23 protein-coding genes are annotated in these 21305 nt (G+C 55.5%); 14 read left to right on the top strand and 9 right to left on the bottom strand.

Going from position 1 to position 21305, the window contains the following annotated elements:
• Nucleotides 1-61: 61 nt before the first annotated feature.
• Nucleotides 62-721 carry a DUF1345 domain-containing protein gene (locus tag FCN45_RS00215; protein WP_101763861.1) on the bottom strand — a complete coding sequence of 220 codons (660 nt, stop codon included), beginning with the start codon at nucleotides 719-721 and terminating at the stop codon, nucleotides 62-64.
• Between the two features lie 195 nt (nucleotides 722-916).
• Between FCN45_RS00215 and FCN45_RS00210 the strand changes: the two genes are divergently transcribed.
• Nucleotides 917-1960: a virulence RhuM family protein gene (locus tag FCN45_RS00210; protein ID WP_137384846.1), complete on the top strand. Its 1044-nt coding sequence runs from the start codon at nucleotides 917-919 to the stop codon at nucleotides 1958-1960.
• Between the two features lie 111 nt (nucleotides 1961-2071).
• On the top strand, nucleotides 2072-2920 hold the full coding sequence (locus FCN45_RS00205) for an AraC family transcriptional regulator (RefSeq protein ID WP_137384845.1): 849 nt from the start codon (nucleotides 2072-2074) through the stop codon (nucleotides 2918-2920).
• Here FCN45_RS00205 and FCN45_RS00200 read toward each other — a convergent pair.
• Complete coding sequence (locus FCN45_RS00200) at nucleotides 2877-3275, bottom strand: helix-turn-helix domain-containing protein (RefSeq protein ID WP_137384844.1); 399 nt, start codon at nucleotides 3273-3275, stop codon at nucleotides 2877-2879. The two genes, FCN45_RS00205 and FCN45_RS00200, sit on opposite strands and share 44 nt — an antisense overlap.
• A gap of 314 nt (nucleotides 3276-3589) precedes the next feature.
• Here FCN45_RS00200 and FCN45_RS00195 point away from each other — a divergent pair, with 314 nt between their 5' ends.
• A complete protein-coding gene (locus tag FCN45_RS00195) occupies nucleotides 3590-3967 on the top strand; it encodes a DUF1360 domain-containing protein (protein ID WP_192414310.1) in 378 nt (125 codons plus the stop codon).
• Between the two features lie 30 nt (nucleotides 3968-3997).
• On the opposite strand, the gene FCN45_RS00190 is transcribed toward FCN45_RS00195, so the two are convergent.
• On the bottom strand, nucleotides 3998-4462 hold the full coding sequence (locus FCN45_RS00190; RefSeq protein WP_101763865.1) for an Rrf2 family transcriptional regulator: 465 nt from the start codon (nucleotides 4460-4462) through the stop codon (nucleotides 3998-4000).
• A 132-nt stretch (nucleotides 4463-4594) separates the two neighbouring features.
• Between FCN45_RS00190 and FCN45_RS00185 the strand changes: the two genes are divergently transcribed.
• On the top strand, nucleotides 4595-5035 hold the full coding sequence (locus FCN45_RS00185; RefSeq protein WP_137384843.1) for an acetyltransferase: 441 nt from the start codon (nucleotides 4595-4597) through the stop codon (nucleotides 5033-5035).
• 1 nt (nucleotide 5036) lies between these two features.
• On the opposite strand, the gene FCN45_RS00180 is transcribed toward FCN45_RS00185, so the two are convergent.
• The gene (locus FCN45_RS00180; RefSeq protein ID WP_101763867.1) at nucleotides 5037-6029 is read right to left on the bottom strand and encodes a LacI family DNA-binding transcriptional regulator; all 993 of its coding nucleotides are present in this window, start codon (nucleotides 6027-6029) and stop codon (nucleotides 5037-5039) included.
• Between the two features lie 401 nt (nucleotides 6030-6430).
• Between FCN45_RS00180 and FCN45_RS00175 the strand changes: the two genes are divergently transcribed.
• Nucleotides 6431-7894 (top strand): sugar porter family MFS transporter, encoded by a 1464-nt coding sequence (locus tag FCN45_RS00175; protein ID WP_101763868.1) that lies wholly within the window; start codon nucleotides 6431-6433, stop codon nucleotides 7892-7894.
• Nucleotides 7895-7939: 45 nt separating this feature from the next.
• Here the strand turns inward: FCN45_RS00175 and FCN45_RS00170 are convergent, their stop codons facing one another.
• The 5 genes from FCN45_RS00170 to FCN45_RS00150 form a co-directional block, all read right to left on the bottom strand.
• The gene (locus FCN45_RS00170; RefSeq protein WP_137384842.1) at nucleotides 7940-9070 is read right to left on the bottom strand and encodes an ROK family protein; all 1131 of its coding nucleotides are present in this window, start codon (nucleotides 9068-9070) and stop codon (nucleotides 7940-7942) included.
• An 8-nt stretch (nucleotides 9071-9078) separates the two neighbouring features.
• Nucleotides 9079-9819 (bottom strand): DNA replication protein DnaC, encoded by a 741-nt coding sequence (gene dnaC / locus FCN45_RS00165; protein ID WP_110868257.1) that lies wholly within the window; start codon nucleotides 9817-9819, stop codon nucleotides 9079-9081.
• Nucleotides 9819-10355, bottom strand: coding sequence for a primosomal protein DnaT (gene dnaT / locus FCN45_RS00160; RefSeq protein WP_101763871.1), 537 nt, complete (start codon nucleotides 10353-10355; stop codon nucleotides 9819-9821). Before dnaT ends, dnaC begins: the two co-directional genes overlap by 1 nt.
• A 111-nt stretch (nucleotides 10356-10466) precedes the next feature.
• Complete coding sequence (locus FCN45_RS00155) at nucleotides 10467-11144, bottom strand: hypothetical protein (protein ID WP_137384841.1); 678 nt, start codon at nucleotides 11142-11144, stop codon at nucleotides 10467-10469.
• Between the two features lie 73 nt (nucleotides 11145-11217).
• Nucleotides 11218-11913 carry an autotransporter gene (locus FCN45_RS00150; protein WP_137384840.1) on the bottom strand — a complete coding sequence of 232 codons (696 nt, stop codon included), beginning with the start codon at nucleotides 11911-11913 and terminating at the stop codon, nucleotides 11218-11220.
• A gap of 140 nt (nucleotides 11914-12053) precedes the next feature.
• On the opposite strand from FCN45_RS00150, the gene FCN45_RS00145 reads away from it, so the two are divergent.
• The 9 genes from FCN45_RS00145 (at nucleotide 12054) to FCN45_RS00105 (ending at nucleotide 21278) form a co-directional block, all read left to right on the top strand.
• Entirely contained in the window at nucleotides 12054-12614 is a 561-nt protein-coding gene (locus FCN45_RS00145) for a DNA-3-methyladenine glycosylase I (RefSeq protein WP_137384839.1), read from the top strand.
• A 109-nt stretch (nucleotides 12615-12723) separates the two neighbouring features.
• On the top strand, nucleotides 12724-13386 hold the full coding sequence (locus FCN45_RS00140) for an OmpA family lipoprotein (protein WP_101763875.1): 663 nt from the start codon (nucleotides 12724-12726) through the stop codon (nucleotides 13384-13386).
• 159 nt (nucleotides 13387-13545) lie between these two features.
• Nucleotides 13546-14550, top strand: a complete 1005-nt coding sequence (locus tag FCN45_RS00135) for a LacI family DNA-binding transcriptional regulator (protein WP_137384838.1) — start codon at nucleotides 13546-13548, stop codon at nucleotides 14548-14550.
• 58 nt (nucleotides 14551-14608) lie between these two features.
• On the top strand, nucleotides 14609-15634 hold the full coding sequence (locus FCN45_RS00130) for a LacI family DNA-binding transcriptional regulator (RefSeq protein WP_137384837.1): 1026 nt from the start codon (nucleotides 14609-14611) through the stop codon (nucleotides 15632-15634).
• 125 nt (nucleotides 15635-15759) lie between these two features.
• Nucleotides 15760-16506 carry a sugar phosphate isomerase/epimerase gene (locus tag FCN45_RS00125; protein WP_137384836.1) on the top strand — a complete coding sequence of 249 codons (747 nt, stop codon included), beginning with the start codon at nucleotides 15760-15762 and terminating at the stop codon, nucleotides 16504-16506.
• A gap of 10 nt (nucleotides 16507-16516) precedes the next feature.
• A complete protein-coding gene (locus FCN45_RS00120) occupies nucleotides 16517-17461 on the top strand; it encodes a sugar kinase (protein ID WP_137386830.1) in 945 nt (314 codons plus the stop codon).
• A 179-nt stretch (nucleotides 17462-17640) separates the two neighbouring features.
• Nucleotides 17641-18924 (top strand): MFS transporter, encoded by a 1284-nt coding sequence (locus tag FCN45_RS00115; protein ID WP_101763879.1) that lies wholly within the window; start codon nucleotides 17641-17643, stop codon nucleotides 18922-18924.
• Between the two features lie 50 nt (nucleotides 18925-18974).
• On the top strand, nucleotides 18975-19949 hold the full coding sequence (gene ghrB, locus FCN45_RS00110; RefSeq protein WP_137384835.1) for a glyoxylate/hydroxypyruvate reductase GhrB: 975 nt from the start codon (nucleotides 18975-18977) through the stop codon (nucleotides 19947-19949).
• A gap of 81 nt (nucleotides 19950-20030) precedes the next feature.
• Entirely contained in the window at nucleotides 20031-21278 is a 1248-nt protein-coding gene (locus FCN45_RS00105) for a valine--pyruvate transaminase (protein WP_137384834.1), read from the top strand.
• Nucleotides 21279-21305 lie beyond the last annotated feature (27 nt).

The raw sequence follows: 21305 nt of genomic DNA, 5'->3' as shown, positions 1-21305 counted from the left end.
ATTAATTAATACTATATCTATAACTTCTGTGATCTTCCGCCTTTAATTTTATCCCCTACCGCTAACTTAATAATCCCGCCCCCACATTCACCGACAATCCCAAAATCGCCAGATTGAATACAAACGAAATAACCGACTGTAATAGAGCGATTTGCCGCATATCCGTGGTGCCCGTTGCCACATCGGCGGTTTGCGAAGCTACCGCGATGGTGAAAGAGAAGTAGAGAAAATCCCAGTATCCCGGCTGCTCGGGCTTTTCAGGAAAGATCATCGGCGTGACATCCTTGCTGCGCCGCAGATAGTGATGATGCGCGTAATGCATGGCGAATGACGTCGGAAGCAGCGCCCAGGAAACCACCAAGGTTGCCGCGGTCAGCAGCAGATGCAGCACGCGTGGCGTTCCCGTCAGGCTCTTCAGCGTGGTGAGTTCCATCAGAATCGCCAGAATGCTGACCAGGCAGGTGAGCGTCACCATACTCAACACCAGCGTCGCGCTTTCATCCTCGATTTTCGCAATATGCGGAATGTCTTTGGCCTCGGTGCCTAACATGCGCAGCCACAGAAATGCGAGATAGAGCCATGCCAGTACGTTCCAGCCAATCAGCAGACGCTGCAACATGCCCAGATGCGCAGGCAGGAAGAAATAACAGGCCACGCCAGCGACAATCGAAATCAACAAACGCAGGCGCGCACGAAGATAATGCATCAGAGAAAGGCTCATGGTGTCAGAGGCTTAGTGAAGGAGGGTGGATAGGTTAACTGTAGACGCTGATAAAGAGGTTGTAATTGCGGAGCACCCCAACCGTTTACCAAATCTGCTGCGCTGCAGTTGATAAAATAATCGCCAATCGACTAATGAGCTTCATTGCGTCTCTCTGGCATACTGTGCACCAGATCCTAAAAGAGCGGAGGCGACATGTCAGAGGAGCAATCCACACCATCACCAGCAGGCGAATTTGTCATGTTTGCGAGCGGCGATGGGAAAGTGCGGGTTGAATGTCGCTTCGAGCAGGAATCGCTTTGGCTTTCGCAAGCATCAATCGCCACCCTTTACCAAATCACGCCGCAAGCCATTACACAGCACATTAAAGCGATCTATGACGAAGGCGAACTTGAACAAAACGCAACCTGTAAGTCTTACTTACAAGTTCAACAGGAAGGAACTCGTCAAGTCAGCCGCAATACCCTTCATTACAATCTGCCAATGATTCTCGCTATCGGTTATCGCGTCCGCTCTGCTCGCGGTACTCAGTTCCGCCAATGGGCAACGCAAACCCTGCAAGAATATTTGATTAAGGGATTTGTGATGGACGATGAGCGGCTGAAAAATCCGCCGGTTGGTTCATCCGCAGTACCTGACTATTTCGATGAGATGCTGGAGCGTATTCGCGACATTCGCGCCAGTGAGCGTCGGATGTATTTACGCGTTCGCGAGATTTTTGCCTTAGCGGCTGACTATCAACCTTCCCTCAAAGAGACCACGCAGTTTTTTCAAACCATTCAGAACAAATTGCACTTTGCCTGTACCGGTTATACCGCTGCCGAGCTGATTCATTTGCGCGCCAACGCCAGCCAACCTCATATGGGTTTGACCCGTTTCAAAGGTGAAGAGGTGCGCAGAAGCGATGTCACCGTGGCTAAAAATTATCTGGTTCAGGACGAAGTGAGCGAGCTTAATCGCGTGGTCACGATGTGGCTGGATTTCGCAGAAGATCAAGCGCGCCGCCGCCAGCAGATTTTTCTTCGCGATTGGCAGAGCAAACTCGATCAATTTTTGCAGTTTAACGATCGCGATGTGCTGCAAGGTGCAGGTTCAATCAGTAAGAAAATGGCCGATGAAAAAGCGCAAGCTGAATACGGTCAATTCGCCGAGCAACAGCGTCGTTTAAAAGAGGCAGAAGGTGAAAACAACATTGCCGGTCTGCTGCAGTGGCAGACAATCCCTAAGAAATCGAAATGATCGCCGCTGGGCCGCATCCCGCCCTTTCACTCCTCAACTTATACACACCCACGCTTTACTTCCCCACCTATCTCCGCCACTTTGCTCCTTCATCGCATTGTGGAGCCAGGCATGCTAATCCATCCAACCGATACTCTGACTTTTTCCGGCAATCCGCGTCAGGCTGAGCTGCGTCAGCGCCTACTGGAGCCGGATGCGCCGAAAGTGATTGCCGCTGCGTTAGCGAAACAGCTGGACCGTGAAACCTTCACCCATCGCCACGCTGCGGGGCAACTCTTCTGTTTGAAGCAGGGATTGATGACGGTGAAAACGCCGTCGGGTATTTTCGCCAATCCGCCGCGACTGGTTGGCTGGATTCCGCCCTACTTTGAACATGCGATCATCGGGCCGGGCCCGGTGCTTGGCTGGACAGTATTGGTGGACGACGCGCTGGCCGCACCCTTGCCGGATCATCCCGTCCTGCTTTCCTGCCCGTCGGTGCTGGAGCCGCTGGCGGAAAGACTGGCAACCTTGTCGCCCGATCACTGGGGCAGCGCGCGCTACCATCGCCTGTGCGAGGTGTTCCTGGATGAGTTATATGAATCGACCGAACATCCGCTGACGTTACCGCTGCCAGCAGAACCGCGCTTGCTGCAGATTGCGCGCCTGTTGATGGACGATCCCTCCGATACACGCACCGGGCCCGAACTGGCGCGCTGGGCGGGACTCAGTCCGCGCAGCCTCAGCCGTCATTGGGCCAGCGCGGTCGGCATGAGCTTGACGCGCTATCGCCAGGTTTCACGTTTACTCAAATCACTGGAAGGATTGGCCGCGGGCAAAAGTGTGCAGCAAGTGGCGTGGCAGGTCGGATTCGACAGCGTTAGCAGCTATATTAGCGCTTTTCGCAGCGCGTTTGGCTCAACACCCGGCAAATACTTTACGCCGCCAGTCGACTCTGCGGATGCAAAAACAGCAAACTAGCGGGCCCGTCAATGTCCGGCAAACTGTGCAGATATTTGCGACGGAACGCGCCTGGCGGCAGGTCGAACATGCGGCGGAAGGTGCGGCAGTAAGTTTGCTGCGAGTCGAAGCCATATTTGATGGCGATATCCATCAGCGGCATATTGCTGTTCAACAGCGCAATCACCGAAACCGTTAACTTGCGCTCGCGAATATAGGTACCCAGCGCGACGCCGGTGTAACTGCGAAACAGTCGCTGCAGATGCCACTGCGAATACCCCGCGCGGCGCGCTACGGTTTCCAGAATGAGTTTCTGCTCAATGTTGTCCTCAATCCAGAGCATCAGTTGCTGCATAAAGGCGGCGTGCATATCCATCTTTCCTCCTGATGTCGAAATGAATACCGTGATACCGATAAATCGTCGCACATCCCGTAGCGGCGCGATTTATCGCGCAATAAATTGCGCCGCTACGATCAGTGCGCTCTGAAATTTCGGTGTCAGCGATTAACTGATAAGCATTATAAGAAGACGTTAGCTGGCTATGTGATGGTCAAAAGCCAATAAATAACGATAACTCGCCAATTTATGGCTGTTCCTACAGCTAGGACTCTTCGGCATCTTGTAGCCAAATGCATCATGTAATATTGTTAGTTACATGAAATGATACTTTGAGATGAAAAGGAGAATGTATGAGCAGCTTAATAATATCGAACCTGTCAATATGCCTGGCGATCGCACTGGCATCGGCCAGTATTTCCATGACAATTACCCAAACTGAGCTATTCGCGGGATTACGCGCATGGACCGCTAAAAAGAACGCATTATTGGGTCACTTGTTTCATTGCTTCTATTGCATGAGCCACTGGGTGGTATTTTTCGGCATGGTGGTTTATCACCCTGATTTATTACATAGCGGAATGGCAATTGCTGACTGGCTGATGACAGCATTTATCACCCTCACGCTAACAACCTTTATTAATGGTTTGATGTTTAAGGTTTTCCAGGCGGCCATTACTACGCACGTCATGAAGCATGAAGCACAAATCACCTTACAAAAACAGGATTAACCGATGTGATGAATAGCCGGGAAAAATCGGTTATTCACTGCATTTAGGGAAGGTATTGGACGGGAGGCCAAGTTTAGCCATTTTACTCAGATAATCGTCGCTAATATCGGCAACAGTAATTTGGCTAAAGCGCTTCAACAACAGCGCTTCCGCTTCGCTAAGGGTTTGATCGAGTTGCGCATCAACGGCATGCTCAACCAGACAAGGCGAGGGCTCCGCAGCCGGACCAATGCTAAACAGCGCTGGTGCGCCGATTGCCTGATAAACATCCAGCAGGGATATTTCCGTTAACGCCACACGCAGCTCCCATCCACCACCGTGCCCTTTTTCTGACACCACATACCCTTTATCACGCAGGCCGGACATCATCCTGCGCACCACCACCGCATTAGTGCCCAACATTTTAGCCATCGTTTCTGAAGTGGCGCGTTTAACGTGCCGATCCAGATGTATCAGTGCGTGCAACGAGCGGGACAAGCGATTATCGCGCGGCATAAATCATTCCTCTAAAATTCACCACACTCTAACAAAGGAGTGAAGTGGCAACAATTTATCGCGCTATCATCGAGTCAAAAGCTTAATCATCAGCGTTTACGGATATGACACGAAAATATCAAGGAGAACACCATGAAAGGAATTTACTCCGCGCAGAGGAGCGATTTCGAGGCGATAACCACGGTATGGGAAGCCTCGGTGCGGGCGACGCATCATTTCCTGCAAGATGCGGATATCCGCGCTCTGCGCCCGTTGGTGCGCGAGCAATATTTGCCGATGGTTGAGCTGCGTGTTTATCGCGATGAACAACAGAACATCGTCGGTTTTCTCGGCGTGGCGGATAATCGGCTGGAGATGCTGTTTGTCGCGCCGCAAGTGTTTGGTCTCGGCATAGGCAAACAGCTACTGCGCTTCGCCATCGAACAAATGAATGTCACCGAACTGGATGTGAACGAGCAGAATCCGCAGGCGCTGGGTTTCTATCAGCATCAGGGATTTGTTATCACCGGCCGCTCGCCGCTGGATGGTCAGGGAAATCCTTTTCCGCTGCTTCATCTGCGCTATGCGCCGTGATTTAAATGGTCGCGCCCATTGAAAGGCGATAATGCAGGTCGACCTGCTCGATGGTGGGCTGCTGGTTGATCTTTTTCAGGATGATCTCCGTCGCCACTTTTCCCATCTCAAAGCGCGGCGTGATCACGCTAGCTAAGCGTGGCGTGGTTGCCTGACCAATTTCCAGCCCGTGAAAACCGGCAATCGCCATCGCTTGTGGCACGGCAATGCGCGCCGCCTGACACTCCTGCAGTACGCCAACCGCCAGATCGTCATTGGTACAAAGAATCGCATCCATCTCCGGATAGAGCTGGCGCGCCAGCGTCATCATGCCGGTGCCAATCGATACCGAAGAGACCTTGTTCGGCACAATCCGGCCCGCAGGCAACCCGGCCGCTTCAACCGCATCGCGATAACCGGCGTAGCGTTGCTCATCACGGCGATCGGACATCGAACCAAAATAGATAACGCGCTGTTTGCCGCTGGCCAGCAGCATCGCCGTCATGTCGTAGCCGGCGCGATAGTTGTCGAAACCCACATTGATGCGTCCACGCGCCTCGGTCAGCCCCATCACTTCCGCCACCGGAATGTTGGCGGCGTTTAGGTATTTTTCTGCGCGCACAGTGTGCACAGATTCGGTCAGGATCAGCCCTTTGATGTTAAAGGCCAGCACCGTGGCGATCTGCTCCTCTTCACGCTGGGCGTTGTAGTCGTAATTGACCACCAGCGTTTGATAACCGTGCGCGCTGGTCACCGATTCAATACCCGCCAGCAAGTCGGCAAAGATTTGATTGTTAAAAGAAGGAATTAACACGCCGATGCGCGGTGGGTTCTGTTTGGTCGCTGCGACATTTTCGCTATCCGCGACGTAGCCAATTTCGGCAATCACGCTGGCGATTTTCTCCGCCGTTTCCGTTTTGACCTTTTCCGGCGTGCGCAGATAGCGACTTACCGTCATTTTGGTGACGCCCGCCAGGGTAGCAATATCGTCCAGAGTGATGCGCTGCGTTTTCATTACGGCGTCCGCAAAGAGGGGCTGATAATCAACGTATTATGCCCGTTGCCTGTTAAAAAATGAAACGCACCCGTGCGCTCAGTCGGGTGAAATAAACCCGGCAAACCCGCGTGTTTAACAGAATGAAAATTCCAATAAAAAGCAAATTTTGCAATGCCCTTACAAAGTGAATTGATGAAAAACCTATCATTTCATTGGGCTATAAGCATACCCCTGACGACTTATTCGGCAATTTTCGCCACCCCCTTCACACTTTTCGGAAAAAATGATCCAAATACCATCATTTAGAACATATATTCCAACACGAAGACCTCGCGTGAATAAAAGTTGAACATCGAAACCTACACCACCCTCTTTCTGGACAAGTAACGTTCAGGCCGTAGAGACAAGGGGCTATAACAATGGATACCAGGCAAAAACGCTACAACATGAAGTATGTCATTCTCTGCTGTACTGTCGCGGCATTCGGCGGTCTGCTGATGGGATATGACTCTTCCATTATCTCCGGTGCAATCGAACCCTTAAGTGAATATTTCCAGTTAACGCCCGCTGAAACCGGCTGGGCCGTTTCCAATATCCTGCTCGGCAGTTTGATCGGCTGCTTTATGGCACCGCGCCTCAGTGACAAGCTGGGACGTAAAAAATCCCTCGCCATCACCGCCCTGCTGTTTACCGTTTCGGTAATCGGCACGGCGCTGGCGCATAACTTCACCGTGTTTGTCATCTTCCGCATGATTGGCGGATTAGCGATTGGCCTGGCGTCGGTAATTTCGCCTATCTATCTGGCCGAGCTGTCGCCTTCGAAGTTTCGTGGCCGTACCACCGCGCTCTATGCGGTGTGCTGCGTCGGCGGACAATCGGTAGTGTTGCTGACCAACTACTTCATCACCAAATCCACCTTGCCTGATGTGATGATCAACATGGGCTGGCGCTACATCCTCGCCACCGCGCTGGTGCCGTGCGCGCTGTTTATTTTGTTCATCGCCTTTATCCCGGAATCACCGCGCTGGAACGTGCTGAAAGGCAAGTACGATGAAGCGCTGGATACGCTGACCAAAATCTCTAACCGCGAACATGCCGAGAGCGTGTTCAACGAAATCAAACATTCGTTTTCTGATAAAACCGCGCAACAGCACAAATCGCGTCTGCGTCTGGATAAAACCACCATTCCATTACTGATTGTCGGCATCGGTTTGGCGGTGGGTAACCAGATCAGCGGTATCAACGTCATTCAGTACTTTGGGCCAACCTTGCTGAAAAACGTCGCGGGCAGCACTGACTCAGCGCTGCTGCAAACCTTCTGGCTGTCGATTTGTCAGTTTATTGGCGTGCTAGCGGGGATGATGCTGATCGATAAAGTCGGTCGTCGTAAGCTGCTGCTGCTGGGCGCAATCACCTCTTGCGTGTGCCTGACCTACTCCTTCATCGCCTTCTATTACCACTTGCCGGGTATGCTGGCGGTTATTGGCCTGTTCGCTTACATGATTTTCTTTGGTATGACGTGGGGGCAGATCGTCTGGACGGTGCTGGGCGAAGTGTTCCCAACCGAGATTCGTTCGATTTGCGTGGGGATTTCCATCTGCGCGATGTCGATGGCCAACTTTGTTATCAGCAGCACCTTCCCGATCATGAACAGCAGCCCGATGCTGCTGGATATGTTCCACGGTGGCTTCCCGCTGTTGCTGTTCGCAATCTTCTCGCTGGGTATGTACTTCTTCACCTTCCGCTATCTGCCAGAAACGGCCGGCGTGTCGCTTGAGAAGATTCATGCGCTGGTGCTGCGTAAATTTAACGTCGAAGCAGAGTTGCCGGAGACGACGTCCACCGTGAAGGCGAGCGAATCATTTGATATTCCACGGCATTAATCGGTAAGGATACGGATCTGCAGGGCGCCCTTTATGGCGCCCTTGTTAACTCAGGCGTTCGTACTGCTCAATCACCGCCAGCGCTAAGCCGTTGGCCGGATCGATACGCAGCGGCAGGAAATGCAGCGCGGTATGGGCGAAGGTAAAGGCCAGCGCACCGGCCTGCGCCGCCTGCTGCACCGCCTGCACAAACGCTGGCTGCGCATTCCACGGCCCATCAATAATGATGCTGGCCGGATTCACCAGCTGCATCACCTGACTCAACGCGTTGCCCAAGTGGGTGCCCGCCTGCGTCATCACCTCTTTCAGGATTTCCGGTTCGCTCTCGCCATTCTGCCAGCGCAGGCCCGGTTTGCGTTTTGCCAGCTGCTGCTGAATGGCCGGTTTGCTCACCAGCGTTTCCAGACAACCTAAGCGGCCGCAGCTACAGCGTTCGCCGTTGGGTTGCACGGTAAGATGGCCGATCTCGCCCGCCGTCCAGCTGCTGCCGGTAAACACTTCGCCGTGTTCCACCAGCGCGCCACCTAATCCTTCAGAAATTCGCAGATAGAAATGGCTTTGCGACTTATTCAGTTCGAGTTGCTGCACCGAAAGCAGCGCCGCCGCTTTGACGTTATTCATGATGCGCAGCGGCAGCGGCATCTCGTGGCTGAGGATGGTCATCACATCCACATCCTGCCAGCCCAGATGCGCGGAAAAATGCACCCAGCCGCGATGCGGATCGATGATGCCAGGGAAACCAATCGCCACGCCGAGCAGCTCGGGATGCGCCGCGTGCAAGGTCTGGCACACTTCCACCAGCTCATGCAGCAACTGCTCGGGATCGCTGGTTTCGGTGCGCCAGGTTTGCTCGGCAATCACCTGCGAGAAATAGTCGCACACGCGCCAGTGAATTGCCTGGCGCTCCACCATGATGCCCGCGCTTTTCAGCTTTTCGGCGCGCAACGAGATTTCGATTTTCGGTCGTCCCGCTGACGCCACGCTAACCGGGCCGAGCTCATTGATCAGCCCGGCTTCCAGCAAATCATCGACAATCAGTGAAACGGTGTTTTTGCTCAGCTCGAGCGCTAATGCCAGATCCTGGCGGGAGGTGATGCGGGTGGTGCGCAGTTGCATCATCACCCGCTTCAGGTTGTTCAGGCGAAGTAGTGCTGGACCTTTACCGGCTGCTTTCATAGCACTCCTCAATACTCATCACCGCGCACACGGCTGCGATAACTTTCCCAGTCAAAGCGCACCCACAAGCTGTTGCCGAGGCGCATACGGTCCATCACGCGTTCACCCAGCAGCGAATTCATGCCGGCGGGATCGAGGTTCGATAACATGCCCGTTGGGCGTTTCGACGATGAGCGGCGATCAACAATCTGATTGATGATCACTTTTTCATAGCGCGATTCACTCTGCATGCCGATCTCATCGATCACCAGCAGATCCACATGGCTGAGATCGTGCAGCAGGCGCTCTTCAGTTAAATCACTGCCGCCGCTGAAAGTGCCCTTCATGCTCGACATCAAGTCGGCCACGGTCACAATCAGCACGCTTTTACCGCGAATAATCAGATCGTTACCAATCGCTGCGGCAAGGTGGTTTTTACCGGTGCCGGGACGACCGGAAAAAACAAAACTGGAGATGCTGTTTTCAAATCCGGCGGCGTATTCGCGCGCCATGGCCAGCGCTTTGCGCTGCCCATCATTTTCCACGCGATAGTTGTCGAACGAGCAGTTCATGTGCAGCTCGCGGATGCCCGAACGCCCCATGATGCGCTGCATTTTCATCGCGCGGTTTTCTCGCACAATCGCTTCCGAGCGCAAGCGGCCCTGTTCCTGGTTCCAGGCCAGCAGCTCCGCGCCGCTTTTGAATTTCGGCTGCACTTCGGACGGCATCATCTTTTTCAGGCGACTAAAAAGATCGTTCGGCGTTTTCATTACTCACCTCGGAATCCATCGGGAATATCGTAATCAGTATTGCTGATTTGCGTGAGATCGCGCTTTGGCTGTCCGCCATTGGCGGCGCGATTCATCTGCACGCTGCGCGCTAACTTCTGCTGCCACTGCACGTGATGGAACAAACGGCCTTCCGCCTGCCAGTACGCCACAAACGTGGCCAGCTCGGCGGCGGTAACCGGTTCACTCAACGCCACGCCCCAGATGGCGGCCTGACGCTGAAAATCGCTATCGGGCTGCCAGCCTTCATACATCGCGAACTTGCCCACCGGCGTGGCGATGGGCGCGCTTTCGGTCTGAAACAGACTCTCATCCAGCGTGACATCATTGGGCTGCTGCGCGGCGGCTTCCAGCGCCAGCAGCTGCGCCAGACGCTGCGGCGTGAGCGCATAAAACGCCGGCGTATTGTTATGCAGCACCGCCAGCGTGCCGTTATCGGCCTGCTGCAGCACGGCGAGCGGGTCATGGCAGAAGCCATCCAGCCCCACCAACGTTGAAGATAAGATTTTGACTGACATGAAGAAACCTGACGTTAACCAGCATGGTGCGCCGGGCGGCAAATTCAGCCCGGCGTTATGCGGTAAGTGTACCTGTTTTAGGACAAGTGATCGTCAAAAAGGTCGCAGCGATTAGCGTGGCATCGTCAGCGGTTCGGCGCGATCCACATGGCGTGACGCGTGCGGCATCCGAACCGCGACAGGCTGCGGCCGGGTTTGCCAAAGATAGCGAGCCGATGCGATCAGGCACAGGCTGTAGCCAAACATCTCGCTGCCCTCTTCCGCCATGTTTTTTACCACGCGGTTATAACCATCGAGCATCAGATGTTCCCACAGCTGATGCATGCCAAACAGGCGCGAAAACACCAAAATAGCCAGTAAACCTGCGGCCATCATCTGCCAGCTGCGATGCTGAACCAGCGACGCCAGGCCGGGCAGGATTTGGCGCGGCTGGCGGAAGGCCATCGCCAGACAGGCCGCCGTCGTCGCCAGCGCAAACCACAGCCATGCGCCGTGCTTGATGAAATCGAACAGGAAGTCCATCTCACGAATCAGCATGCAGCTGTAAAAACCGCCGACCAGGATCAGCACGCTGCGTTGTGATGGCCGCTGCCAGGCCGAGAGGAAATAGAAGGTGGCGATGAGCAAGAGCATCAGCTCCTGGGTGATTTCGGTGAAGGAGGTTTCGTGCAGGGCATCGTTCATCCAGTTGACGTCGATGTAGACCATCGCCATACAGAAAACGAGCACCAATCCACTGATGAGAAAGGCCGTAACTTCACGGCTAATAAGAATAATCGTGTTGCGCATATTGTGACCAAAGTAATGATTAGCGCGCTTAGTATATGGACCTCAGGTTTTGTCACTTCTCTTTTTATGCCGATTAGAAGCTGGCGCTGACGCCCAGGCTATAAATAAACTGCTCGCCGCTGGTCACTGCGCCGGTTTGCGCAAAAGAAGCAAAGGCCGCCATATTTTGCCCCAGCGGCATATTTGCGCCGACGCTGACATCCACCCAATTATTTTCCCGTCCGTTGATATCCTCGGCTCGTTCGCGGGTGGGCGATGGCAACTCTTCATTTACCAGATGGCTGTAACTTACCTGCGCCCACGGCGATATCCCACTAAAGCTAGAATCCACGCGCCAGCCAACGGAGGCAATGTGCTCGGCGTTGTTGCTATCCACTCCTGCGCACTTCGGACAGCTCAAGGTCGAATCATCCACCGCAAACTGCGCCACCGGCCCGGTGCTCACCGCTTTACTCATCGGCATCGACCAGCCGGCAGAGTAGCGATTAACAAAAGGCGTAGCGCCGACGCTGGCGGTTTCACTGTGCATCACCAGCGCGTAGTCATTCGGCGAGTTAAGCGCGGCGTCAAACAGGTTGGCATCGGGGTTTTCTGTCAACATCAGGTGATTACTGGAAATTTTTTCAGCAAGTATGGCGTTGTAATCGGGTGCGCTATTCTGGCTCGATTGATCAAAGGCATAGGTATTCCCGGCCAGAAAAAATAGCCATACACTGCCAAAAGCCAGCGCGATTATATGCTGGCCTGTCCGCTGACTTTTCTGCAACATGAAGGACTCCTGACGAGCCGGGAAGAGATGGGCGTTTAGGTTTTATAAGATCTATATCGGCGCCCCTTGTATAACTATTAATCGCTTTTGCCATTCGTCAAGGGAACTATCGCTATTTCATAGGCTAAGGGAGTGATGCAATGCAACGTTGTGGCTGGGTAACTGAGGATCCACTGTATCTGGCGTACCACGATAAAGAGTGGGGCGTGCCGCAAACCGATAAGCGAGTCTTATTTGAAATGGTCTGTCTTGAAGGCCAACAGGCTGGACTTTCATGGATTACGGTACTGAAAAAACGCGAAAACTACCGCCGCGCATTCCATGAATTTGACCCCGATGCCGTGGCGTTGATGGATGAAAGCGACATGGCACGGTTGATGCAAAATGCGGGACTGATTCGCCATCGCGGCAAGCTGGAAGGGATCATCAACAATGCGCGTGCCTTGCTGGCGCTGGAAGCTACCGGAGAGGAGTTTTCACGCTTTATCTGGTCTTTTGTCGACCATACGCCGATTTTGCACCGTTACGCGAATTACAAAGACGCGCCAACGACCTCCGAGCCCGCCATTGCGCTGTCGAAAGCACTTAAGAAGCGTGGTTTTAAATTCGTCGGCCCCACAACCTGCCACTCATTTCTACAGGCCTGCGGCTTAATTAACGATCATCAAACCAGCTGTTTTTGCCATCCTGATAATCTTTAAAGCAAAAGTTTACAAATTAAGACTGACCCTCACGCATTTCCCCATAATTGAACGGCATAATAGTGCCGTTTTGGGGCTTTTCCCCGTTTAAATCTGTGAGGGATTTTTCATGAATAAGCGTATTTTGGCGCTGACCTTGTTACTGAGCGGCAGCCTCGCGCTGTCGGGTTGTACCACCAATCCCTATACCGGCGAATCGCAGGCGGGCAAGTCGGGTATCGGCGCCGGTTTGGGCGCAGTGCTGGGTGCGGGCGTGGGCGTGCTGTCGTCGTCGAAGAAAGATCGCGGTAAAGGTGCGCTGATTGGTGCAGCATCCGGTGCCGCACTGGGCGGCGGCGCGGGCTATTATATGGATGTGCAGGAAGCGAAACTGCGCGACAAAATGCGCGGCACCGGCGTCAGCGTGACGCGTCAGGGCGACAACATCGTGCTCAACATGCCAAATAACGTCACCTTTGACTCCAACAGCAGCAACCTGAAACCGGCGGGCGCCAACACCCTGACCGGCGTGGCGATGGTGCTGAAAGAGTATCCAAAAACCGCCGTGAATGTGGTGGGCTACACCGACAGCACCGGCACGCGCGCGCTGAATATGCGCCTGTCACAGCAGCGCGCCGACAGCGTGGCCAGCGGTCTGATTCTGCAAGGCGTGGCACAAAACCGTCTGCGCACCCAGGGTTTAGGACCGGATAATCCGGTTGCCAGCAACAGCACCGAAGACGGTAAAGCACAGAACCGTCGCGTTGAGATCACCCTCAGCCCGCTGGGCTAAAAGTAAAGAGCCGATCTGCACGAACAGATCGGCTTTTGTCACATTTTTTCACCTCTTTTGACACCATCTTTGTTAGAAAAAGCTAAAAAATTCGTAACCGATAGAGCCGCCTTTTCCTTTATGCTAGCGTGATCAAAAATTGATCAGTGGGACGCTATCATGTCACTCAAAGCCATCGCCGCTACCCTTGGCCTCTCTGTTACTACCGTGAGCCGGGCGCTAAATGGCTATGACGATGTAGCGGCCGTCACGCGTAAACGCATTGAAGACGAAGCGAATGCGCGCGGCTATCGCCCCAACGACGCTGCCCGCCGCCTGAAAACCGGGCGCGCCAATGCGGTCGGTCTGCTCTTTCCCATCAGCCACGCCTCGCTCAATGACAGCTATTACAGCCAAATGCTGCTGATGCTGGATCAACGCCTCGCCCAGCACGATATTGATTTGTTGTTGCTGCCTGACAAACCGCAAGGGCAACAGCGTAAGCTGATCCGCATGCTGCGTAGCGGCGCCATCGATGCGCTGATTTTAACCCACACCCTGCCGCAGGATGCGCGACTGCAACGCTTGCAGCAGAAGGGTTTCCGCTTCCTGACGCTCGGCCGCAGCGAGCTGCCGCTGCCGTACGCGTGGATTGATTACGATAATCACGCCGGTACCTTCCTGGCGGCAGAACACTGCCTGCAACAAGGGTGGCCGCGTCTGGCCTATCTCGGCAGTAACGAAACGGCAACGTACATCCTCGATCGCCGCCAGGGTTTCATTGATGCGCTGATTCAGCATCAGGCGCCGGTCGATCAATCCCTGATGGCCGCGCTACCCGCCACGCGCCGCTCCGGCTATCAGCAAACCAATGCCTGGCTGGCCCAAGGCGATGCGCCGCAGGCGATCATCACCGATTGCAGCACGCTGGGTGAAGGTGCCGCGATTGCGCTGCAGCAGGCGGCCCGCCTGAAGGGCGCGCAGGCGATTCCGCTGTATGTGTATGATGGATTGCCGCCCGATTCGATTGTCGATCAGCCGGTGAACACCATTCTGCAATCATCGCAGCAGCACATTGGCGAGCGCATCGCCGAAATGGTGCTGCAACTGCTCGATGATGTGCCGCCAGGCGATCTGCAAACGCTCTGGCAGCCGGTGCTGCGACTCACTTCTGACGCGCAATGATTGCGCCTGGCGCGAGCTGTGTTAGTCTTCGCCTGTTTCTTTTCAGCAGGTGTAAGCAATGAAAACCAGGCCGCCACGAGCCACAATCAGTGACGTTGCCCGTACGGCAAAAACCGGTAAAACCAGCGTTTCCCGCTATCTGAATGGCGAAGTGAATCTGCTCTCGCCCGATCTCAAAGCCCGTATCGAACAGGCCATCGCCGAACTCAACTATCGTCCCAGCCAGATGGCGCGCGGACTGAAACGCGGCCGCACGCGTTTGATTGGCCTGATCATTGCCGACATCACCAATCCTTACTCGGTTGACGTGCTGAGCGGCATCGAAGCGGCGTGTCGTGCGCAGGGCTTTACCCTGCTGATGTGTAACACCAACAACGAAGTCGATCTCGAACAGCATTACCTGCAACTGCTCAGCAGCTATCAGGTGGAAGGCATTGTGGTTAATGCCGTGGGCATGCATGAAGAAGTGCTCAATCGCCTGCAACAGTCGATGCTGCCGATGGTATTGATTGACCGGAAAATCCCCGATTTCGCCTGCGATATGGTGGGGCTCAACAACGTTGAAGCCTCCACGGTTGCGACCCAACATTTGCTGGATAACGGCTATCAAGCCCTGCTCTTCCTTAGCGAGCCGCTCGGCAGCGTTAATACGCGCCGTGAACGTCTGCGCGCCTTCTACGACACGGTAAAAAACGCGCCAGAGATTGCGGCAGAGAATGCCGAAGTGGCGCTGCATCAGCCCGACGCGCTGGAAAAACAGCTGCGGGAATTCCACCAGCGCCATCCCGACAAACGCTGTGCGGTGATCGCCGCCAACGGCGCGCTGACCTTGCAAGTGGCGCGCGCGCTGCAGCGCCTTGCGCTGCGCTGGGGCGAAGCGATTGGCCTGCTGGGCTTTGACGAACTGGAATGGGCGGCGCTGGCGGGCGTCGGCATCACCACCTTGAAACAGCCCACCTGGCAGATTGGTTACGCCGCGCTGGAGCAGGTTATCGCGCGCATTGAGGGCAGCGAGCAACCGGTCAGCGAACAGCTCTTCTCCGGCGAACTGATCGTACGCGGCTCCAGCCAGCCGCTGCGCTAAGCCGGCCTTTTATGGCTCACTTCGTGAGCATGATCATAATTTCACGGTCTGCGCCTTTCCTTTGGAACCGGTTCCATTTAGGTTTTTTATAACGAATGGGATGTGGTCATGCCCGGAGAAACGTGATGAAACCAGAAATTATTGTTGTAACTGCCGCATACGGCGCGCAGAAAGTAGCGGAATTGGGTGGCCAGGCCGCGCTGTTGCCGCTGATCAAACAGGCCGGCGCGGATGGCGTCGAAATTCGTCGCGAGCTGTTCAACGAAAATGAACTCTGCCTGCTGCATGCGCTGGGCAATGCGATTTCCCAGCATCAGCTGAGCGCCAGCTATTCCGTGCCGGAAGCGTTGTGGCTGGATGATGGTGCGCTGAATCCCCGTCTGGCGCAGTTCCTGCAGGAAGCCGAACAAATCGGCGCTCAGCGCCTGAAAGTGGCGCTTGGCCATTTCGTTGAACTTGATGCGCGCGCGCTGCTCGATGTACTTAAAGCATCAACGGTGACGCTGGTGGTTGAGAACGATCAAACGCCAGACAGCAAACTGGCGCCGATGCTGCGCTTCTTCCATCAGGCTTGCGATGCCGCATTGCCGCTGGATATGACCTTCGATATGGGCAACTGGCAGTGGACCGGCGAAGACGGTTTGCAGGCCGCCGCGCAACTCAGTCGCTACGTTAGCTACATCCACGTTAAAGCGGCGGTGCCACACGGCGCTACTTTCCGCGCGATCGCGCTGGATCAGGCTAACGATAGCTGGCGCACGCTGCTGAACGCGCTGCCAACCGACGCACCGCGCGGCATCGAATTCCCGCTGGAAGGCGGGGATTTGCTGGCGGTCACGCGCCATTACGTTGACCTGCTGCGTGCAGCGTAAGGAGCCGATGATGACGCAAAAAACGCTGGATGTGGTGACGATTGGTGAAGCGATGGCGATGTTTATCGCCCAGCAAACCGGCGATCTCGCCGCAGCAGAAGGCTTTGTCAAACGCATTGCTGGGGCCGAGCTCAACGTGGCGATTGGCCTGGCGCGCCTCGGTCTGCAGGTCGGTTGGGTGAGCCGCGTCGGCGACGACAGCTTTGGTCGCTTCACACTGCAACAGCTGGAAAAAGAGGGCGTCGATCACCGCTGCGTCACCACGGACGCGCGCTATCGCACCGGCTTCCAGCTCAAATCCCGCGTCGATGACGGCTCCGATCCGGAAGTCGAATATTTCCGCAAAGGCTCCGCCGCCAGCCATCTGTCGCCCGACGATTTCAACGACGACTACTTTGGCAGCGCGCGCCATCTGCATTTAAGCGGCGTGGCGGCGGCAATCTCTGACAGCTCGCTTGCCCTGGCGCAACACGCGGCAAAAGAGATGCGCGCGCGAGGCAAAACCATCTCCTTCGATCCTAATCTGCGTCCGGTGTTATGGCGCAGCGAAGAGGAGATGCGCAAGCAACTCAATCATCTGGCGGAATACGCCGATTGGGTGCTGCCGGGCGAGAAAGAGGGTTTGATTCTCACCGGCTACCGCCAGCCGGAAGCCATCGCCGATTTCTACCTCGATAAAGGGGTGAAAGCGGTGGTGATCAAAACCGGTGGCGACGGCGCCTGGTACAAAACCGCCGACGGCCAGCAAGGCCAGATCGCACCGATTCGCGTCGAGAATGTGGTCGATACCGTGGGTGCCGGCGACGGCTTTGCGGTTGGGCTGATCAGCGCTCTGCTGGAAGGAAAATCCCTGCCGCAGGCGATTCTGCGCGGTAATAAGATCGGCTCGCTGGCGATTCAGGTCGCTGGCGACAGCGAAGGCCTGCCGACGCGCGCGGCATTGGGCGATTACTGATAACAGCATAATCCCGTAGCGGCGCGATGCATCGCGCGCTTTTCGCAGCGGCTTCGCTGCCAGAAGCGCAATAAATTGCGCCGCTACGGGTCCGTACGAAACCAAATAGCTGTACCCACTACAACAATATCGCGAGACGCATCCACTGAATGCGTCCACCTCAACCAGAGGAGTCACCCATGAAATCGCAGACAATCGCGCCAAAACGCTGGTGGTTTATCATGCCCATCGTGTTTATCACCTACAGTCTGGCGTATCTGGACCGGGCGAACTTCAGCTTCGCCTCTGCCGCAGGGATAAATGACGATCTCGGCATCACCAAAGGCATGTCATCGCTGCTTGGCGCCCTGTTCTTCCTCGGCTACTTCTTCTTCCAGATCCCCGGCGCGCTGTACGCCGAACGTCGCAGCGTGAAGAAGCTGATTTTCTGGTGCCTGATTTTATGGGGCGGCTGCGCCTCGCTGACCGGCGTGGTCAGCAACATTCCGATGCTGGCGGCGATCCGCTTTGTGCTCGGCGTGGTGGAAGCGGCGGTAATGCCGGCGATGCTGATCTATATCAGCAACTGGTTTACCAAATCCGAACGTTCGCGCGCCAATACCTTCCTGATCCTCGGTAATCCGGTGACGGTGCTGTGGATGTCGGTGGTTTCCGGCTATCTGATTGAGTCCTTTGGCTGGCGCGAGATGTTTATCATTGAAGGCATCCCGGCAGTGATCTGGGCGGTGGCCTGGTGGTTCCTGGTGCAGGACAAACCTGCCCAGGCCAAATGGATGAGCGAAAGCGAGAAAGCCGCGCTGCAGGCACAGCTGCAAAAAGAGCAGGAAGGGATTAAAGCGGTACGTAACTACGGTGAAGCGTTCCGTAATCGCAACGTGATCCTGCTGTGCCTGCAATATTTTGCCTGGAGCATCGGCGTGTACGGTTTCGTGCTGTGGCTGCCGTCCATTCTGCGTAACGGTTCGCAGATGGGCATGGTGGAAGCCGGTTGGCTGTCTGCGGTGCCGTATCTGGTGGCGACCATTGCGATGATCGTGGTGTCGTGGGCGTCAGATAAAACTCAGAACCGTAAACTGTTTGTCTGGCCGCTGCTGCTGATTGGCGCGCTGGCGTTCCTCGGTTCGTACCTGGTGGGCTCCAGCAACTTCTGGCTGTCGTATACGCTGCTGGTAATTGCCGGTGGGGCGATGTATGCGCCTTACGGTCCGTTCTTCGCCATCATTCCGGAGATGTTGCCGCGCAACGTCGCCGGTGGTGCGATGGCATTAATCAACAGCATGGGCGCACTGGGTTCCTTCGTCGGATCGTGGATTGTAGGCTATCTTAATGGCGCGACCGGTTCGCCCGCCGCCTCCTACATTTTCATGGGTGCTGCGCTGCTGGCTTCGGTTTGGCTGACGTTGATCGTCAAACCAGCCCAGAACAAAACGCCGCCGCCCGTTCACGGGGCGAAGCACGCGTAATCGATTCGGGAGGCCTTAACGCCTCCCCTACATTTTAAAGGGAGCAAAAGATGAAACCTGCTGTGATTCTTTATAAGAGCCTGCCAGATGACCTGCGCACCAAACTGGATGCCCATTTCACCGTCACTGAAGTGCACGACATTTCCCCGGAAACTATCGAAAAACACGCGGCGCAGTTCGCACAGGCGCAAGGTTTGCTCGGCTCTGGCGGCAAAGTGGATGGCAAGCTGCTGGCAAAAATGCCCGCGCTGCGCGCCTGCTCCACCGTGTCGGTGGGTTACGATAACTTCAACGTTGATGCGCTGAATCAACGCAAAGTGCTGCTGATGCACACACCAACCGTGCTGACCGAAACCGTCGCCGATACCATGATGGCGCTGGTCTTGAGCACCGCGCGTCGCGTGACCGAGCTGGATAAGTGGGTCAAAAACGGCGAGTGGAAAAAGAGCATCGGACCGGATCATTTCGGCATTGATGTGCACCACAAAACTCTCGGCATTCTCGGTATGGGCCGCATCGGCCTGGCGCTGGCGCAGCGTGCGCACTTTGGCTTCGGCATGAACATTCTCTACAACGCGCGTCGTCAGCATGAAGAGGCGGAAACCCGCTTTGGTGCGCGTGCCTGCGATCTGGAAACCTTGCTGAAAGAGAGTGATTTTGTCTGCATCAGCCTGCCGCTGACCGAACAGACGCACCATATGATTGGCGCGGCGCAGCTCAAGTTGATGAAGCCAAGCGCAATTCTGATCAACGCCGGTCGCGGTCCGGTGGTGGATGAGCAGGCGCTGACGGCGGCGCTGAAAGACGGCACTATCCACGCCGCCGGTCTGGATGTGTTCGAAGTTGAGCCGGTGCCTGCCGATGCCGAAATTTTGACGCTGCCGAACGTGGTCGCGCTGCCGCACATCGGTTCCGCCACCCATGAAACCCGTTACGGCATGGCGCGCGACGCGGTCGATAACCTGATCGCCGCCCTGAGCGGCAAAGTCGAGAAAAACTGCGTTAACCCGCAGATCCAAGGCTAAGCTTGCCTTTTACCCATTGCGCCTGCCAGCGGCGGGCGCTATGGTGGTTCCCCATTCGATTTCACAACGTTTTAACTTCCTATGTCCTTTTCTCAGTTCGGCGACAAATTTACTCAACACTCCGGCATCTCACGTCTGATGGAAGACATGGGTGAAGGCCTGCGCACGCCCGGCACCATCATGCTTGGTGGCGGTAATCCGGCGCAGATCCCGGCGATGAATGACTATTTCAACCAGTTGCTGATGCAGATGCATCAGGACGGCCAGCTGAGCGAAGCGCTGTGCAACTACGATGGTCCGCGCGGCAAAGCGCTGCTGCTGGATGCGCTGGCGAAGATGCTGCGTGAGGAACTTGGCTGGCCATTAACCGCGCAAAACATCGCGCTGACCAACGGCAGCCAGAGTGCGTTTTTCTATCTCTTCAACTTGTTCGCCGGACGTCGCGCCGACGGCAGCAAAAAGCGCGTGCTGTTCCCGCTGGCACCGGAATATCTCGGCTACGCCGATGCCGGCCTGGAAGAGGATCTGTTTGTCTCCGCCAAGCCAAACATTGAGCTGCTGCCGGAAGGCCAGTTCAAATATCACGTTGATTTCGACCATTTGCCGCTGAATGACGATGTCGGCCTGATCTGCGTTTCGCGCCCGACCAACCCAACCGGCAACGTGATCACCGATGATGAACTGCTGCAGCTGGATGCGCTGGCGCAGCAGCACGGCGTACCGCTGCTGATTGATAACGCGTACGGCGTGCCGTTCCCCGGTATCATCTTTAGCGAAGCGCGCCCGCTGTGGAATCCCAATACCATTCTGTGCATGAGCCTGTCGAAACTTGGCCTGCCCGGCGCACGTTGCGGCATTATCGTCGCCGATGAGAGCACCATCACCGCCATTGGCAACATGAATGGCATTATTAGCCTGGCGCCGGGCAGCATCGGTCCTGCGATTGCTAATGAGATGATCGTACGCGGCGATTTGCTGCGGCTGTCGCAAGAGGTGATTAAACCGTTCTATCAGGCCAAAGTCAGCGAGACGATTGCGATTCTGCGGCGCTATCTGCCCGAAGATCGCTGCCTGATTCATAAACCCGAAGGCGCGATTTTCCTCTGGCTGTGGTTCCGCGATCTGCCGATCAGCACCGAAGCGCTGTATCAGCGCCTGAAAGCGCGCGGCGTGCTGATGGTGCCCGGCCACTTCTTCTTCCCCGGTTTGGAGCACGAATGGCCGCACACCCATCAATGCATGCGCATGAACTATGTGCCGGATGCAGAGAAGATTGAGCGCGCGGTGCAGATATTGGCGGAAGAGCTGGAAGCCGCGTTTAGGGATTAAAACATCTCAATCGCGCCGCTACGATTA

The sequence above is a fragment of the Pantoea sp. SO10 genome, assembly GCF_005281435.1.
GTDB lineage: Bacteria > Pseudomonadota > Gammaproteobacteria > Enterobacterales > Enterobacteriaceae > Pantoea > Pantoea leporis.
The sequence above is the reverse complement of the archived record's forward strand: the minus strand, read 5'-3'. Positions and strand labels throughout refer to the sequence as shown.

Bases quoted from the DNA above. Each gene is read 5' to 3' on its own strand.
- dnaT (WP_101763871.1), bottom strand. From the start codon at position 10,355: ATGTCAGTCAAAATCTTATCTTCAACGTTGGTGGGGCTGGATGGCTTC.
- FCN45_RS00170 (WP_137384842.1), bottom strand. From the start codon at position 9,070: ATGAAAGCAGCCGGTAAAGGTCCAGCACTACTTCGCCTGAACAACCTG.
- FCN45_RS00215 (WP_101763861.1), bottom strand. From the start codon at position 721: ATGAGCCTTTCTCTGATGCATTATCTTCGTGCGCGCCTGCGTTTGTTG.
- FCN45_RS00155 (WP_137384841.1), bottom strand. From the start codon at position 11,144: ATGCGCAACACGATTATTCTTATTAGCCGTGAAGTTACGGCCTTTCTC.
- FCN45_RS00145 (WP_137384839.1), top strand. From the start codon at position 12,054: ATGCAACGTTGTGGCTGGGTAACTGAGGATCCACTGTATCTGGCGTAC.
- FCN45_RS00185 (WP_137384843.1), top strand. From the start codon at position 4,595: ATGAAAGGAATTTACTCCGCGCAGAGGAGCGATTTCGAGGCGATAACC.
- FCN45_RS00105 (WP_137384834.1), top strand. From the start codon at position 20,031: ATGTCCTTTTCTCAGTTCGGCGACAAATTTACTCAACACTCCGGCATC.
- FCN45_RS00180 (WP_101763867.1), bottom strand. From the start codon at position 6,029: ATGAAAACGCAGCGCATCACTCTGGACGATATTGCTACCCTGGCGGGC.
- ghrB (WP_137384835.1), top strand. From the start codon at position 18,975: ATGAAACCTGCTGTGATTCTTTATAAGAGCCTGCCAGATGACCTGCGC.
- FCN45_RS00210 (WP_137384846.1), top strand. From the start codon at position 917: ATGTCAGAGGAGCAATCCACACCATCACCAGCAGGCGAATTTGTCATG.
- FCN45_RS00195 (WP_192414310.1), top strand. From the start codon at position 3,590: ATGAGCAGCTTAATAATATCGAACCTGTCAATATGCCTGGCGATCGCA.
- FCN45_RS00205 (WP_137384845.1), top strand. From the start codon at position 2,072: ATGCTAATCCATCCAACCGATACTCTGACTTTTTCCGGCAATCCGCGT.
- FCN45_RS00120 (WP_137386830.1), top strand. From the start codon at position 16,517: ATGACGCAAAAAACGCTGGATGTGGTGACGATTGGTGAAGCGATGGCG.
- FCN45_RS00130 (WP_137384837.1), top strand. From the start codon at position 14,609: ATGAAAACCAGGCCGCCACGAGCCACAATCAGTGACGTTGCCCGTACG.
- FCN45_RS00135 (WP_137384838.1), top strand. From the start codon at position 13,546: ATGTCACTCAAAGCCATCGCCGCTACCCTTGGCCTCTCTGTTACTACC.
- dnaC (WP_110868257.1), bottom strand. From the start codon at position 9,819: ATGAAAACGCCGAACGATCTTTTTAGTCGCCTGAAAAAGATGATGCCG.
- FCN45_RS00150 (WP_137384840.1), bottom strand. From the start codon at position 11,913: ATGTTGCAGAAAAGTCAGCGGACAGGCCAGCATATAATCGCGCTGGCT.
- FCN45_RS00125 (WP_137384836.1), top strand. From the start codon at position 15,760: ATGAAACCAGAAATTATTGTTGTAACTGCCGCATACGGCGCGCAGAAA.
- FCN45_RS00140 (WP_101763875.1), top strand. From the start codon at position 12,724: ATGAATAAGCGTATTTTGGCGCTGACCTTGTTACTGAGCGGCAGCCTC.
- FCN45_RS00200 (WP_137384844.1), bottom strand. From the start codon at position 3,275: ATGGATATGCACGCCGCCTTTATGCAGCAACTGATGCTCTGGATTGAG.
- FCN45_RS00115 (WP_101763879.1), top strand. From the start codon at position 17,641: ATGAAATCGCAGACAATCGCGCCAAAACGCTGGTGGTTTATCATGCCC.
- FCN45_RS00190 (WP_101763865.1), bottom strand. From the start codon at position 4,462: ATGCCGCGCGATAATCGCTTGTCCCGCTCGTTGCACGCACTGATACAT.
- FCN45_RS00175 (WP_101763868.1), top strand. From the start codon at position 6,431: ATGGATACCAGGCAAAAACGCTACAACATGAAGTATGTCATTCTCTGC.